Consider the following 13,716-nt stretch of genomic DNA (forward strand, 5'->3'; position numbering starts at 1 on the left):
CGTCGCCGCGCGCTCCTTTTGAACTGATCAAAAATGCGATAGCGTCGAGGGCGTGATGGATGCGCGGGGGATCGCCGGCTCGGAGCCGGTCGAATCGGTGATCCGCGCAGCGGGACTTCGGGTTACGAGCGCGCGTCTGGCGGTGCTCGACGCTCTTCGGGAGCACCCTCACGCCAGTGCCGATGCGATCTTCGCGGATGTCGATCGCCGCGCTCCCGGGACCGCCCTGCAATCCGTCTACAACGCGCTGAGTGACTTCGCCGGCGCCGGCCTCGTTCGCCGCATCCAGCCGGCTGGCCAGCCCATGCGGTTCGAAGTGCGCATCGACGATAACCATCACCACCTGGTGTGCACCTCGTGCGGGCGCGTCGAAGACGTCGACTGCGTCACCGGCGAAGCACCGTGTCTGCATCCGTCGCAAACCCATGGCTTCGCACTCGCCCAGGCCGAGATCACATTCTGGGGCGTGTGCGCAGCGTGCGCCGCGCCAGAGACCGACTCCTCATCACCTACCCACAACCCGACCGTCACGGAAGGACGATCATGAGCGAAAACGACCCGGCAGTCACTCCCCTGGGGGAACAGCCCAATGACATCGAGCAGTCGGTCACCGTCACCGACACCGACGAGGCGGAGATCGCCGAGGCCACGGGCGAGGGTGCCTGCCCCGTCATCCACGCGCAGCCCCACCCCACGAACGGTTCGGCCAACCAAGTGTGGTGGCCGAACAAGCTGAACCTCAAGATCCTCGCGAAGAACCCCGTGGAGGCGAACCCCTACGGCGGTGACTTCGACTATAAGGCCGCGTTCGAGTCCCTCGATCTTGACGCCGTGAAGAAGGACATCGAAGAGACCATCACGGTCTCGCAGGACTGGTGGCCGGCTGACTTCGGCAACTACGGCCCGCTCATGATCCGTATGGCCTGGCACAGCGCTGGCACCTACCGCGTGATGGACGGACGTGGCGGCGGTGGCACCGGCCAGCAGCGGTTCGCGCCGCTGAACAGCTGGCCCGACAACGTCGGCCTCGACAAGGCTCGCCGCATCCTGTGGCCGGTCAAGAAGAAGTACGGGCGCGCGCTATCGTGGGGCGATCTCATGATTCTCGCCGGCAACGTCGCGCTCGAGAACATGGGCTTCGAGACGTTCGGGTTCGCCGGTGGACGTATCGATGCGTGGGAGCCGGATGACGACGTCTACTGGGGCCCCGAGACCACCTGGCTCGGCGACGAGCGCTACACCGGCGAGCGCGACCTCGAGCGTCCGCTCGCCGCAGTGCAGATGGGACTCATCTACGTCAACCCCGAGGGTCCGAACGGCAACCCCGACCCGCTGGCATCGGCCATCGACATCCGGGAGACCTTCAAGCGGATGGCGATGAACGACGAGGAGACCGTTGCGCTGATCGCCGGTGGTCACACCTTCGGCAAGACGCACGGCGCGGCATCCGACTCGTACCTCGAGAACAACCCCGAGGCCGCCGGTCCCGAGATGCAGGGTCTGGGCTGGAAGAACAACTTCGGCTCGGGCAAGGGCGACGACCAGATCACGAGTGGTCTCGAGGTCACCTGGACCTACCACCCGACGCGCTGGGACAACGAGTTCTTCCACATCCTGTTCGGCTACGAGTGGGAGCTTATGAAGAGCCCCGCAGGCGCCAACCAGTGGCGGCCGGTCAACGGCGGCGGCGCCGACATGGTGCCCCTCGCCCACGACCCGTCCAAGCGCCGTGAGCCCCGGATGCTCACCAGCGACCTCGCGCTGCGCTTCGACCCCGAGTACGAGAAGATCTCGCGCCGGTTCCTCGAAGACCCCGCGGCCTTCGCTGACGCCTTCGCGCGGGCATGGTTCAAGCTGACGCACCGCGACATGGGGCCCAAGGCTCGTTACCTGGGACCCGAAGTTCCCGCTGAGGAGCTCGTTTGGCAGGACCCGGTGCCCCCGGTCGACCACCCGCTGATCGACGAGGCTGACGCCGCGGCGCTCAAGCAGCGCATCCTCGAGTCGGGTCTCACTGTCGCCGAGCTGGTGCAGACCACGTGGGCGGCGGCATCCACCTTCCGCGGCAGCGACAAGCGCGGTGGCGTCAACGGCGCTCGCCTGCGCCTTGCTCCGCAGAAGGACTTCGAGGTCAACAACCCCGCCCAGGTCGCAAAGGTCCTCGGCGTACTCGAGGGCATAAAGGCTGACTTCGACGCCTCGGCGCCGGGCGGCAAGAAGGTCTCGCTTGCCGATCTCATCGTGCTCGCGGGCAACGCCGGTGTCGAGAAGGCCGCAAAGGATGCCGGTGTGGATGCTGTCGTGACCTTCCACCCCGGACGTACCGACGCGTCGCAGGAGCAGACGGATGTCGAGTCGATGCAGTACCTGGAGCCGGCCGCCGATGGCTTCCGGAACTACCTCGGCCCCGTGGCTGCGGCATCCGGGCTGCCCGAGGAGCACCTGCTCGTCGACAAGGCCAACCTCCTGACCCTCACCGCACCGGAAATGACCGTACTCGTCGGTGGTCTTCGCGTCATCGCCGGGAACTACGACGGCTCGGCGTACGGGGTGTGGACCGAGCGTCCGGGAGTGCTCACGAACGACTTCTTCGTGAACCTTCTCGACCTCGGCACGACCTGGCGTCCGCTGGACCCGGGCAGCCACGCGTTCGAGGGCACCAAGGATGGTTCGGGCGAGCTCGTCGGTCGCGGGACCCGCGTCGACCTGCTGTTCGGTTCGAACTCGGAGCTTCGCGCGATCGCCGAGGTCTACGCGAGCGACGACGCGAACGAGCAGTTCGTCCGCGACTTCGTGAAGGCGTGGGGCAAGGTCACCGAGCTCGATCGGTTCGACCTGGTCTGAGCCTCGGTCTCAGCATCCATACCGAAGCGGCCCGTCTCCTCGGAGGCGGGCCGCTTCGGTGTTCTGCGGTGCGGTCAGTTGACGCGGGCTTCCGCCGCCGCCGGTGACACCGCGTGTGCTGCGGATGTGTGCATGTGCGGCGCATCAATGCGCAGCACAAGCACGAAACTACCGCGCACGTGCGAATCGCCAGCGGGATCGGGCGTCAGCCGACGCGTGCCTCCGCCTGGACGGGAGGGAGCGGCTTGCGCTCGAACAGCGCGCGGTGGGCGAAACCGGCCAGGAGGCCTCCGACCAGGGGGAACACGATGAACACCCACAGCTGGGCGAGTGCCTCGCCGCCGCCGTAGATGGCAGTCGCGATCGAGCGGGCGGGGTTGACGGAGGTGTTGTCGATCGGGATCGAGACGAGGTGGATCATCGTGAGCGTGAAACCGATGACGAGTCCCGCGAACTTCTCGGCGTTGCGCTGGGGATGCGTGACGCCGAGGATCACGAGCAGGAAGATCGCGGTGAGGAGGATTTCGGCGACGATGGCAGCGCCGAGGCCGAACCCGCGGGGGATGCTGTGCCGTAGCCGTTGCTCGCGAAGCCGCCATCCTGTGCGGCGCTGAGCCACCCGTCGGGTCCGAACAGCCCGATGAGCACGATGAGTGTCGTGCCGACGGCGCCGCCGATGACCTGAGCGATGAGGTAGCCGGGAACGTCCTTCCACGCGAAGCGTCCGGCTGCGGCGAGCCCGAACGTGACGGCCGGGTTGAAGTGGCCGCCCGAGATCGGACCCCAGGTGTAAATGCCGGCCATCAGGGTTAGTCCGAAGGCGAGGGAGACTCCGAGGAAGCCGACGCCGAGCGAGGTGCCGTTCTCGCTCGCGCCGAAGTTCGCGGCGAACAGGGCGGTGCCGATCGACCCGAACACGAGCAGGAACGTACCCAGTGCCTCGGCGATCAGCTTCGTTGCTGTGCCGGGGGTGGAAGTGGTTTCAGCCATCTCTGGCTCCTTTCATTCGGCCGAAACCTAGCGCTCTCAGGCGAATCACAGGCAAACGACATGCCCCGCGCGTGCGAAATCACCCCGGTTTTCACCTGTGACCCCGCGGTCGGGCCGCGGTTCGCCGTTCAGAGCCGGCCGAGCGCCTTGAGCGCGAGGTAACGGTCGGCAACGCGCGGTGGCAGTTCCTCGGCGGATGCCGACAGGGCATCGACGCCCGCTCGGGAGAGCGCCGTCACCATTCGGTCGGCGTCCCACCGGGCGCGCTCCCGGGCTGCGGCCTCGAACGCATCGGATTGTGACGCCTCGGTTTGCTCCGGCTGGGCCGCGGCGACCAGAACGTGCGTGTGGCTGGGAACGAGGGGGAGAGCGCCGAGGAAGCCGCGCGAGGCCTCCGGATCGTCGTGCGCCGTGAGTACGACGACCATCGAGGGTCGGGTGGTCAGGAGCCGGGCCTGCGCAAAGGCGGCGTCCCAGTCGGTGTCGATGAGCCCGGCATCCACGGCGACCATGGCGTCGACGAGGGCCGGCAGCAGCGCTGCGCCGTCGCGGCCGGTCACCCGGGCACGCACTGCTCGGTCGAACATCAACAGGTGGATGTGATCGCCCGCTTGCGCAGCGAGCGCTGAGAGGAGGAGGGCTGCCTCCATCGCGGCATCAAGTCGCACACCGTCGTCGACGCGTGTCGCCGCGGTGCGACCGGTGTCGATGATGATGACGATGTGGCGGTCGCGCTCGGGGCGCCACGTGCGCAGCATCGTGGCGCTGGCCCGGGCCGTGGCGCGCCAGTCGATCGAGCGCACATCGTCCCCACGTACGTACTCGCGCAGGGAGTCGAACTCGGTGCCCTGCCCCCGGACCTGGACGCTGGTGTTGCCGTCGAGTTCGCGCAGCCGCGCAAGGCGTGAGGGGAGGTGACGCCGCGAGGTGAACGGCGGCAGAACACGGATGCTTCCCGGAACCGCGACGAGTGCGCTCCGACCCGCGAGCCCGAGAGGCCCAGCCGACCGAACCGCGAGTCCGGCGCTGCGCAGTTCTCCGCGCCGGCGCGGCAGCAGCGAAGTGACCACGCGACCCGAAGCGCCCGGGTCAATCCGTATCACCGCCGTTCCTGTAGTAGCGCCAGCCGTCGGCTGCCAGGCGTCTCGGACGCGGATGCGGAGGGTTCGCGTACCTGTATTGACGACTGCTGCCGTCACCTGCGACGGCTGGTCACGCAGCACCTTTGTCGGCCCAGCGCGCGTGATGTTCACCCGACGCGGATTGGGGGCTGACAGCACATCGAGACCCAGCAGGAGGAGGCAGAATCCGAGCCAGGCGGCCGCCCCAGCCCAGGCGGGGATTCCACCGACCGAGCCGAGGATCACGGGAACAACGCCGGCCCCCACGAGCAGGGGGTACCGACCGGTCACATACATACGGCGCTCACAGCGGGACGCGTGTTTGCTGCAGGATGCTCTGAAGCAGTGCCTCGACCGAGACGCCTTCGAGCTCGGCATCCGGGCGAAGTCGCAGACGGTGCCGCCACGTGGGCAGCAGCATCGTCTGCACGTGGTCGGGGGTGATGGCCGGTGAACCCCCGAGCCACGCCCACGCTTTCGCCGTCGCCAGCAGCGCGGTTGCGGCGCGCGGGCTCGCACCCAGCTGCACGGAGGGGCTCTGCCTCGTCGCCTGCGCGAGGTCGACGATGTAGCCCAGGACGTCGTCCGCGGCTGTCACGTTCCGGACCGCCGCCTGGGCCGCCCGGAGGTCGGCGGCGGTGACGACGGTCTGCACGCCGGCCTCGTCGAGATCGCGCGGCGAGAAACCGTCGGCGTGTCGGCGCAGCACCGTGACCTCCGCGTCGCGCGCCGGCATGTCGACGATGAGCTTCAGCAGGAATCGGTCGAGCTGAGCTTCGGGGAGGGTGTAGGTGCCCTCGTGCTCGATCGGGTTCTGGGTGGCAGCGACAAGGAAGGGATCGGGCAGCGGGCGGGTCACGCCGTCGGTCGATACCTGACGCTCTTCCATCGCCTCCAGCAGGGCCGCCTGGGTCTTCGGCGGCGTGCGGTTGATCTCGTCGGCCAGCAGGATGTGGGTGAAGACCGGCCCCTCGCGAAACTCGAATTCGCCCGAGCGGGCGTCGTAGATGAGCGAGCCAGACACATCGCCGGGCATGAGATCGGGAGTGAACTGCACGCGCTTGGTCTCAAGCCCGAGCGCGCGGCTGAAGGCCCGTACCAGCAGCGTCTTGGCGACACCGGGTACGCCCTCGACCAGGACATGTCCGCGGGCAAGCAGCGCGATCAGGAGGCCCGTGATCGCGGCATCCTGCCCGACGACAGCCTTGCCGATTTCGTCACGTACGCGACCGACGGCGGCTCGGGCGGAATCGTCGGCGGTAGGGGCGTCGGCCGTGGTCGGTGCCGGGTCGGAGGTCGTCATCGGTTGTTCCTTTCAGGGTGAAGTGCCGACCGTGCTGCGGCTTCGAGTCTGCGCAATCGGTCGTGAAGCTCGTCAAGGTCGCGCCGCGACGTCGGGGGTGCGCCGTCCAGGATGGTTCGCGCTTCCTCCCGCGACGACACCGACACACTGGCCAGTGCGTCGGCGACTTCTGCTGCCGACGACGACCCCGACAGACCGAGCAGCCGCGCGATCCGCACGCGCGCGCCGTGGCGCAGCAGGGACGCGGCGTGCGCAGTGTCGCCGGATCGTGCGTAGAGGTGCGCCCGCCCCCGCGTCGTCTCTTCGCCGCGCACCGTCACCGGCAGCCGTTCGCCGACAAGCGGTCCGAAACGGATGCCGCGCCAGAGCGCCGCCGCGACGGCGGCCACCAGCATGAGGACGATCACGGGGCTGACCCACGGGGGAGTGAGTTCGCCGAGGGACGGGCTGGCCGGGTCCAGGTCGGTGTCGGCGACGGACGGAACGTACCAGACGAGCGTGGCGTTTCTTCCCATCAGACCCAGCGCGAGGGCGGCATTGCCGTCCTCGGCTAGGTGTTCGTTCGTGAAGAGCGCAGCCCCGTCGACTGCCGACACCCGCTGGGTGCCCGGGATATCGGAGCGGACGGTTTCGCGCACCAGCAGGGCGAAGCCTCCGGCTGCCGGATAGCACTGGGCGGCATCCGTAGCGAGGAAGACCGTTCGCGGACGGATCGCTCCAGCCCGTTGCGCCTCCGGTACCGAGCACTGCGGCTGCACGAGCGCATCGTCGGCGACGCCCACCGCGTTCGCCCCATCGGCTATCAGGCGGAGCGTCCGCGAGCGCGGGTCGATGAGGACGACGTCTGCCGCTGGCGCGGCAAGGGCGGAGATCGCGTCGTCGGAGAGCGCAGGTGCATCGGGGAGCACCAGTGTCGCCGCGCCGTCACGCAGTTCTGCGGCAGCCTGCTCGTGCGAGCGGACTACCCGCACCTCAACGCCCTGCTCGGCCAGGATGCGTGCCAGCGCCCGGGTGCCCGTCGGGGCCGCGGACTCAGGATCGAGCGACTCGCGCTGGCTCCATTCGCCGCCACCGACGATGCTCGCACCGACGATTCCGACCGCGATGAGCCCGACGATGATCGCTATCCATCCGAGTATCGAGCCGCGGCGGGCGCTGGAGGTCGAGAGGTCGGCGCCAGCAACACGCCGCTCGCGGACATCGAGGCTCATGACGCGTGAACCTCGGCGGGTGCGCCCTGCGCGGATTCGAGCCTGGCCAGCGCGCTGTCGGCCGCGGCCACCACGACGTATCCTGTCTCGGTCCCGGGCCGCTGAAGGTAGCGCACGTCCTCGAAGACGGTGGCCGCTTCCCTGGCTCCCGCGCTCACCGGCGCTGCCAGAGCATCGGCGCGCACCGCGAACTGCCGTGCAGTCGTTCCGGGAGCGAGCTCGATCAGTCCCCGTTCGTCCAGGCCGCGGGCTGCTGCCCGGAAGCGCAGCACGATAGCCGCGTCCCAGTCTCGACGGTTCCGGGCAGCCTCGGCCGCCGTCCGCAGCCCCTCGGCGGTTCGATAGTCGATGTCTCCGAACAGTTCGCCGGTGCGGGCTCTTCGCGAGGACGTGCGCCGAGGTACCCCCCACACGAGAATCGCGATGACGATGACAGCGATGGCGATGATGGCGACGACAAGGGCGAGAATCGCCGCCCACTCCGGCGCGACGTCGGGTGAGAACAGGGAGGCGAGGGCATCCCGGGCCGCCTGTGCGGCTCGGTCGAACCAGGTCGGCTGCGCCGCCTGATAGACCGGATCCGCGAGCTCCTGCACAGCCCAGTCTCGAGCTTGCTCGCCATCCGGAATGAGCGGGATCTCTGAGATCACCGAGGCATCGCCCATGTCGTCTGATCGTCATCGGGTCCGGCGGTCGGGGCCGGCGGCGATTGGTCTGGGGCCGGCGGGACGGCTGCGGGCGACGCGGATGTCTGTTCCGCGGCGGGCGGGGGAACGATCGTGTAGCCCGGCGGAGGGGCGAACGGGGCAGGTTGCCCGTACGCGGTGGGCCAGCGCGGTTGAGCGGCGCGCCCAACGTGAACGACGTACGGGTCGGGGAGGTCGGTGGCTCCCGCGTCTCTGCGATCTACGTACTCGAGGAGGTCGAGGTCCAGGCCCTCGTGCCGCATCCGACAGTCGATGTACACGAGTCCCGCGGCGGTGGATTGCACGATGACCGCGACCGACTGGATGAGAAGCGTCACGATCTGCGTGAGACCGAGGGTTGCGACAACGCCGATGATCGCCGCTGCGCTCTCATCACCAGTGGGGGCGATCACCGTTGTCAGCGCGGAGGCGAGGAACGAGAACGGGATGCTGACGACCTGTGCGACGGCACCGAAAACGAGCGATACGAGCACCAGGATTCCCAGGATCACCCAGAACCGGCCCCGTGAGAGCCGCCATGAGCGACCGAGCGCCGCCCCCAGCGACGTGTGCTCGACGATCAGGACCGCCGGAACGAGCAGAAGCTTCACGGCGAGCCAGAGGCTGAGGGGGATGGCAGCGAGGATCACCAGGATTCCGAGGATGACCGCGGCGGCGGGAACGGCGACAGCGAGCACGGCGATCAGACCACCGACGATGATCACGATCACGCCGATCGCGAGCGAGAGAAGGATCGTGTAGCCGATCAGTCGCCAGGCCACGGGCCGCACACGCTGCCACAGCATCCGCAGCGTCATCTTTTCGGCCACCGCAGCGTGCAGAACGTCGGAGATCACCACGGCCTGAACGAGAACACCAACCGCACCAGCGAGAAGACCGAGCACCAGGCCCGACAGCGCGGTGAGCGCTATCGATCCCGTCAAGACGGCATCCCACTCGTCGGTGCCCGCCGGCACCGTGTCCAGCCGTGAGAAGCTTGCGAACGCGATTCCCGAGATCGCAATGGTTACGACAAGGTATGCGACGGTCTGCACGACCATCGCGAACCCCAGCAGCACCTTGGGGTTGTGCCGCAGCGCCGAAAACGAACGACCCAGAATCGTGCCGAACGTCAGCGGCTGCAGCGGGATGATCCCGGGCCGCGGCGCAGGCGTCCAAGACGGGTACGCGGTCACGGGTTCCTCCTACAGGCTGGAATCGACGCGAGTTTCCATCGTGTCACACGGGACGCAGACCCGCTCATGCCAGTTACCATCGCGTCGGGCGTGCCACCCGCCGCCCGAGCCAGCACCGACGCGCGCGCGAATCAACGGCGTGCGCACAGGTGGAGTCGACTACTCTCGGGGGAAGCACACGCGGCCGCCTGCCGCCAGTGCGCAGGCTGGACGCAAGGAACGAAGGCGCGATGAACTCACGCATCCTGGTTGTCGACGACGACACCGCACTGGCGGAGATGATCGGGATCGTGCTGCGCACGGAAGGGTTCGACACGGTTTTCTGCGCCGACGGAAACGCCGCTGTGGACACCTGGCGCGCGGAACGCCCCGACCTCATCCTGCTCGATCTCATGCTTCCCGGTCGCGACGGCATCGAGATCTGCACGGCGATTCGTGCCGAGTCGGGCATCCCGATCATCATGCTGACGGCACGCACCGACACCGCGGATGTCGTCCGCGGGCTCGAATCCGGTGCTGACGACTACATCGTCAAGCCGTTCAACCCGAAAGAGCTCGTGGCCCGCATCCGGACCAGACTGCGCCCCGGCGGGCAGCCGTCGCAGGAGACGCTGCGGATCGGGAATCTGACGATCGATGTCGCGGGCCACGAAGTACGACGCGGTGATGACGTGATCTCGCTCACGCCCCTGGAGTTCGAGCTCCTGGTCGCGCTTGCCTCCAAGCCGCAGCAGGTGTTCTCGCGGGAGATGCTCCTCGAGCAGGTCTGGGGCTACCACTACAAGGCCGACACGCGCCTGGTCAATGTGCACGTGCAGCGGCTGCGCGCCAAGGTGGAACTCGACCCCGACAACCCGCGCATCGTGACGACAGTGCGCGGTGTGGGCTACCGGGCCGGTGCTGTGGAGTGAGCGTCGTCGACGATCGGGCCGCGTGCAGCGGTCGCGTGAGGTGAGACAGTGGGCTCCCGAGGGGCCGCCGAGCCGTCGTTTCGTCCGCTGATCTGGCGGCGCAACTGGAGGGCGTGGCCCGACAACCTCGTGCACCTGTGGCGACGCTCGCTGCGGTTTCGCACACTCTCGGTGACGATCGTGCTGACAGCTTTCGCCATCCTGATCGCCGTGACCTGGACGGCCCTGGCTATTCAGGATGATCTTTTCGCGTCCCGGCGCGACGAAGTCACCGAGCAGGCGCTTCGTGCAACGGCATCCGCGCAGACAGTGCTCGACGGAGCCGACACGCAAGGGGACCCGGCACAGATCCAGCGCGTGTGGCTCGGGTTGCGCACTGCCCTGCAGCAGCAATCGTCGACCGACATGATCGCGACGTTCCGGATCGGGGCCTCTGATCCCGCTGCGCAGGCATACCGCGTCGGCGAGTTCGACACGGCGATCATTTCCGAGGGCCTGCGTGAGAAGGTGCGAGCCGACGCCAATCAGCAATGGTGGCAGTCTGTCGCCCTCGACGCCGCAGGCACCCCGGGCATCGTCGTGGGGCAGCAGCTGATCTTCCCGCAGGTCGGCGACTTCGAGGTCTACTACGCGTATGGCCTTGAGGGAGCTGATCAGACCCTGCGGTTCGTGCAGGCCACACTGTGGGTCGTAGGGGTTGCCCTGGTCCTGCTCATCGGGGGCATCGCCTGGTTCGTGCTCCGCTCGGTAACCACTCCCATCGGTGAAGCTGCACAGACCAGCGCAAAGCTCGCGGCGGGGGAGCTCGGGGTCCGGCTGCCGGTGCGTGGCGAAGACGAGCTCGCGACGCTGGGCGAGTCCTTCAACGCCATGGCGGACAGCATCGAGACGCAAATCAAGGAGCTTGCCGATCTGTCGCTGGTGCAGCAACGATTCGTCTCGGACGTCTCGCACGAGCTGCGAACCCCGCTGACCACGATCCGGCTCGCCGCCGACATGTTGAACGACCGCCGCGATGATTTCGACCCGGCAACAGCGCGCGCCGCCGAGTTGCTTGCTGCTCAGGTCGAGCGCTTCGAGGTTCTCCTCAGCGACCTCTTGGAGATCAGCCGATATGACGCGGGATCGGTGCAGCTCGAACTCGAACCGACGAGCCTTGCCCACGTCGCGGAGGACGTCATCGCGTCAATGGAGCAGATCGCTCACCAACACAACACTGATCTACGCTTGGTCGCCCCCGGCGGTTACTCGCCCGTGGACATGGACGCCCGGCGCGTGCGCAGGATCCTGCGGAATCTGATCGGCAACGCGATCGAACACGGGGAGGGTAAGCCCGTCGTGGTCACCGTGGACAGTAATCAGCAGGCCGTCGCCGTTGGGGTGAGAGACTTCGGAATGGGCATCGCCGCCGAGGATGCCGCACGCGTGTTCGATCGGTTCTGGCGCGCTGATCCGTCCCGCAAGCGAACCCTCGGCGGCACGGGACTGGGCCTTGCGATCTCGCTCGGTGACGCGAAGCTGCACGGGGGAGACCTGGCAGTGTGGTCGGAACCCGGACGCGGGGCCCACTTCGTGCTCACTCTTCCACGCGGCGCGCACCGGACGGGGCCCGCGGCGCTTCCGTTGGACTCGCCGATTCCGCTCGATCCCGGTGACGAGAACACGGTCGACGCTTTCGAACACACCCAGCCGATCTCGACGATTCCGAGCGGCGACCCGGCGGCGGGGGGCGGATCATGAGGCGGCTCATCGGCACCGTGCTGGCGATACTCGGCATCCTGGTGCTCTCCGCCTGTGCAGGACTTCCTGTCAGCGGTCCTGTCACGGCCGGCCGGCCCGTCGACGAGGTACGCACCGGACCCGAGGTGCGCTTCTTCCCGGACGGACCGCAGCCGGGCGCCACCCAGGAGGAGATCGTCGAGGGTTTCCTCCTCGCAGGGTCCGGCTCGAGCGCTGACTGGGCAACCGCCCGCTCCTTCCTGGCGCCCGCGATCCAGTCCTCATGGGACCCCTCAGCCGGTGTGGCGGTCGTGCCCACCGGCGAAATCGTTGCGCAGCCAGCGGTCGACGACACCGTGAAAGTCATCCTCGCTCCCGTCGCCAGCGTCGATGCGACGGGCCGCTACGAGCCGGCTCTGGGCGGCACCGCGACACTCGCGTTCGAGCTGATACAGGTCGCAGGCCAATGGCGGATCTCCAAGGCTCCCGACGGGATCGTTCTGGACGAAAGCGTGTTCGGGACAGTGTTCCATCGTTACTCCGTGATGTACTTCGATACCTCGTGGACCTATCTCGTTCCCGACGAGAGATGGTTTCCGACGACATCCGCCGCCGTGCGGATCACCGGTGCGCTCGTCGACGAGCAGCCGAGCGACTGGCTCGCCGGGGCTGTGTCCACGGCCTTCACTGACGACGTGACCTCGGTCTATTCGTCCGTGCCGCAGAGTGCCGGTACGGCGCAGGTCGAGCTGTCCGCCGAGGCTCTCGCGCTCCAGCAGCTCACGATCGACCGCATGGCTACCCAGCTGGAAGCGAGCCTCGCTACCGCCGGGATCACCGAGGTGGAACTGACGGTTGATGGCGTTCCCATCGCTGCAACGCCGGTCCAGACCCGATCGACCGCAGTTACCGGGGGCCCGCTCGTGTTGACCGACGAGGGCTTCGGTTTCTTGTCGGGCAGTGAGTTGACGCCGATCGGGGGACTCTCGGGTGCCGTCGTGCGAAGCAATCCGGTGGCGGTGCAGGTCGGACCGGATCAGGAGAGTGCGGCAGTGCGTTCGGCCGATGGTTCGGTTGCCCGTGCTGACGTTACCGATGACGTCGTCGTGCTCGACACCCGCAGCGGCTTGCGCGATCCGGTGATTGATGCCCGAGGCTATGTGTGGAGTATTCCGGCGCGATCGCCGGCAGCACTCACCGCTTTCGGTCCAGGCATAGAATCACCCCTGCTCTCCCAGTCCTGGGCTGCGGCGGGCGCCACAGACGTGCAAGCGATGTCGATCTCGCGCGACGGCACCCGCATGGCGGGCGTCGTGCGCATCGGGGACCGAACCGAGCTATGGCTGTCGGGCGTCATTCGCGATGAGAGCGATAACCGGGGGGTACCGGCGCGGCTCGGCGAGCCGATCGTTGCCGGGACGATCGCCGGAGAGGCGGTGTCGATGGTGTGGACCGACGATGTCACTGTCGCGGTGGTCACGCGATCGGGAACTGAGACCGAGATCGTCGAGCAGGTAGTCGGAGGTACGTCCTCGACGATCGCTGGGCCGGCCGGCGCGTCGATCACAACGGTGGCGACGGCGACCTCGAGTATCCGGCTGAGATCCGATGACGGGGGATTGTACGTGCGGCGGGGAGCGAACTGGCTGCAGACCGCCGAGGGCATCTCGCTCCTGGCGGTGCAGCAGGGCACCCCGCAGCAGTGACTCGAACCTTTCTCCCGAGCCGGGCGCGG

The 13,716-nt window shown here is 67.9% G+C and carries 12 protein-coding genes; 5 read left to right on the forward strand and 7 right to left on the reverse strand.

Annotation, left to right across the window (positions count from 1 at the left end; translation table 11 throughout):
- The first annotated feature begins 55 nt into the window (after positions 1–55).
- Positions 56–547: a Fur family transcriptional regulator gene (locus tag MICSW_RS03730; protein WP_464498224.1), complete on the forward strand. Its 492-nt coding sequence runs from the start codon at positions 56–58 to the stop codon at positions 545–547.
- Positions 544–2,844, forward strand: coding sequence for a catalase/peroxidase HPI (gene katG, locus MICSW_RS03735; RefSeq protein WP_464496791.1), 2,301 nt, complete (start codon positions 544–546; stop codon positions 2,842–2,844). Before MICSW_RS03730 ends, katG begins: the two co-directional genes overlap by 4 nt.
- A gap of 205 nt (positions 2,845–3,049) precedes the next feature.
- On the opposite strand, the gene MICSW_RS03740 is transcribed toward katG, so the two are convergent.
- The 7 genes from MICSW_RS03740 to MICSW_RS03770 form a co-directional block, all read right to left on the reverse strand.
- Positions 3,050–3,409 carry an aquaporin gene (locus MICSW_RS03740; RefSeq protein ID WP_464498226.1) on the reverse strand — a complete coding sequence of 120 codons (360 nt, stop codon included), beginning with the start codon at positions 3,407–3,409 and terminating at the stop codon, positions 3,050–3,052.
- Positions 3,337–3,834: an aquaporin gene (locus MICSW_RS03745; protein WP_464496792.1), complete on the reverse strand. Its 498-nt coding sequence runs from the start codon at positions 3,832–3,834 to the stop codon at positions 3,337–3,339. The genes MICSW_RS03740 and MICSW_RS03745 overlap by 73 nt, the downstream gene beginning before the upstream one ends.
- A 128-nt stretch (positions 3,835–3,962) precedes the next feature.
- A complete protein-coding gene (locus MICSW_RS03750) occupies positions 3,963–5,222 on the reverse strand; it encodes a DUF58 domain-containing protein (RefSeq protein ID WP_464496793.1) in 1,260 nt (419 codons plus the stop codon).
- Positions 5,223–5,259: 37 nt separating this feature from the next.
- Positions 5,260–6,258, reverse strand: a complete 999-nt coding sequence (locus tag MICSW_RS03755) for an AAA family ATPase (protein ID WP_228177580.1) — start codon at positions 6,256–6,258, stop codon at positions 5,260–5,262.
- Positions 6,255–7,469: a DUF4350 domain-containing protein gene (locus tag MICSW_RS03760; protein ID WP_464496794.1), complete on the reverse strand. Its 1,215-nt coding sequence runs from the start codon at positions 7,467–7,469 to the stop codon at positions 6,255–6,257. The genes MICSW_RS03755 and MICSW_RS03760 overlap by 4 nt, the downstream gene beginning before the upstream one ends.
- Positions 7,466–8,134, reverse strand: a complete 669-nt coding sequence (locus MICSW_RS03765) for a DUF4129 domain-containing protein (RefSeq protein ID WP_464496795.1) — start codon at positions 8,132–8,134, stop codon at positions 7,466–7,468. Before MICSW_RS03765 ends, MICSW_RS03760 begins: the two co-directional genes overlap by 4 nt.
- Positions 8,116–9,351, reverse strand: a complete 1,236-nt coding sequence (locus MICSW_RS03770; protein WP_464496796.1) for a DUF7847 domain-containing protein — start codon at positions 9,349–9,351, stop codon at positions 8,116–8,118. Before MICSW_RS03770 ends, MICSW_RS03765 begins: the two co-directional genes overlap by 19 nt.
- 230 nt (positions 9,352–9,581) lie before the next feature.
- Here MICSW_RS03770 and mtrA point away from each other — a divergent pair, with 230 nt between their 5' ends.
- From mtrA to MICSW_RS03785, 3 genes are read left to right on the forward strand one after another with little or no spacing between them, the layout of a single operon-like run.
- Positions 9,582–10,262, forward strand: a complete 681-nt coding sequence (gene mtrA / locus MICSW_RS03775; protein ID WP_292729878.1) for an MtrAB system response regulator MtrA — start codon at positions 9,582–9,584, stop codon at positions 10,260–10,262.
- A 48-nt stretch (positions 10,263–10,310) separates the two neighbouring features.
- Positions 10,311–12,002, forward strand: a complete 1,692-nt coding sequence (mtrB, locus tag MICSW_RS03780; RefSeq protein WP_292733048.1) for an MtrAB system histidine kinase MtrB — start codon at positions 10,311–10,313, stop codon at positions 12,000–12,002.
- A complete protein-coding gene (locus MICSW_RS03785) occupies positions 11,999–13,687 on the forward strand; it encodes an LpqB family beta-propeller domain-containing protein (RefSeq protein ID WP_464496797.1) in 1,689 nt (562 codons plus the stop codon). Before mtrB ends, MICSW_RS03785 begins: the two co-directional genes overlap by 4 nt.
- Positions 13,688–13,716: the final 29 nt, after the last annotated feature.

It is taken from the genome of Microbacterium sp. SW12, assembly GCF_055391095.1.

Excerpts from the sequence above, each read along its gene's own strand:
- MICSW_RS03755 (WP_228177580.1), bottom strand. The coding sequence starts at position 6,258 with ATGACGACCTCCGACCCGGCACCGACCACGGCCGACGCCCCTACCGCC.
- MICSW_RS03745 (WP_464496792.1), bottom strand. The coding sequence starts at position 3,834 with ATGGCTGAAACCACTTCCACCCCCGGCACAGCAACGAAGCTGATCGCC.
- MICSW_RS03785 (WP_464496797.1), top strand. The coding sequence starts at position 11,999 with ATGAGGCGGCTCATCGGCACCGTGCTGGCGATACTCGGCATCCTGGTG.
- mtrA (WP_292729878.1), top strand. The coding sequence starts at position 9,582 with ATGAACTCACGCATCCTGGTTGTCGACGACGACACCGCACTGGCGGAG.
- MICSW_RS03760 (WP_464496794.1), bottom strand. The coding sequence starts at position 7,469 with ATGAGCCTCGATGTCCGCGAGCGGCGTGTTGCTGGCGCCGACCTCTCG.
- katG (WP_464496791.1), top strand. The coding sequence starts at position 544 with ATGAGCGAAAACGACCCGGCAGTCACTCCCCTGGGGGAACAGCCCAAT.
- MICSW_RS03765 (WP_464496795.1), bottom strand. The coding sequence starts at position 8,134 with ATGGGCGATGCCTCGGTGATCTCAGAGATCCCGCTCATTCCGGATGGC.
- MICSW_RS03730 (WP_464498224.1), top strand. The coding sequence starts at position 56 with ATGGATGCGCGGGGGATCGCCGGCTCGGAGCCGGTCGAATCGGTGATC.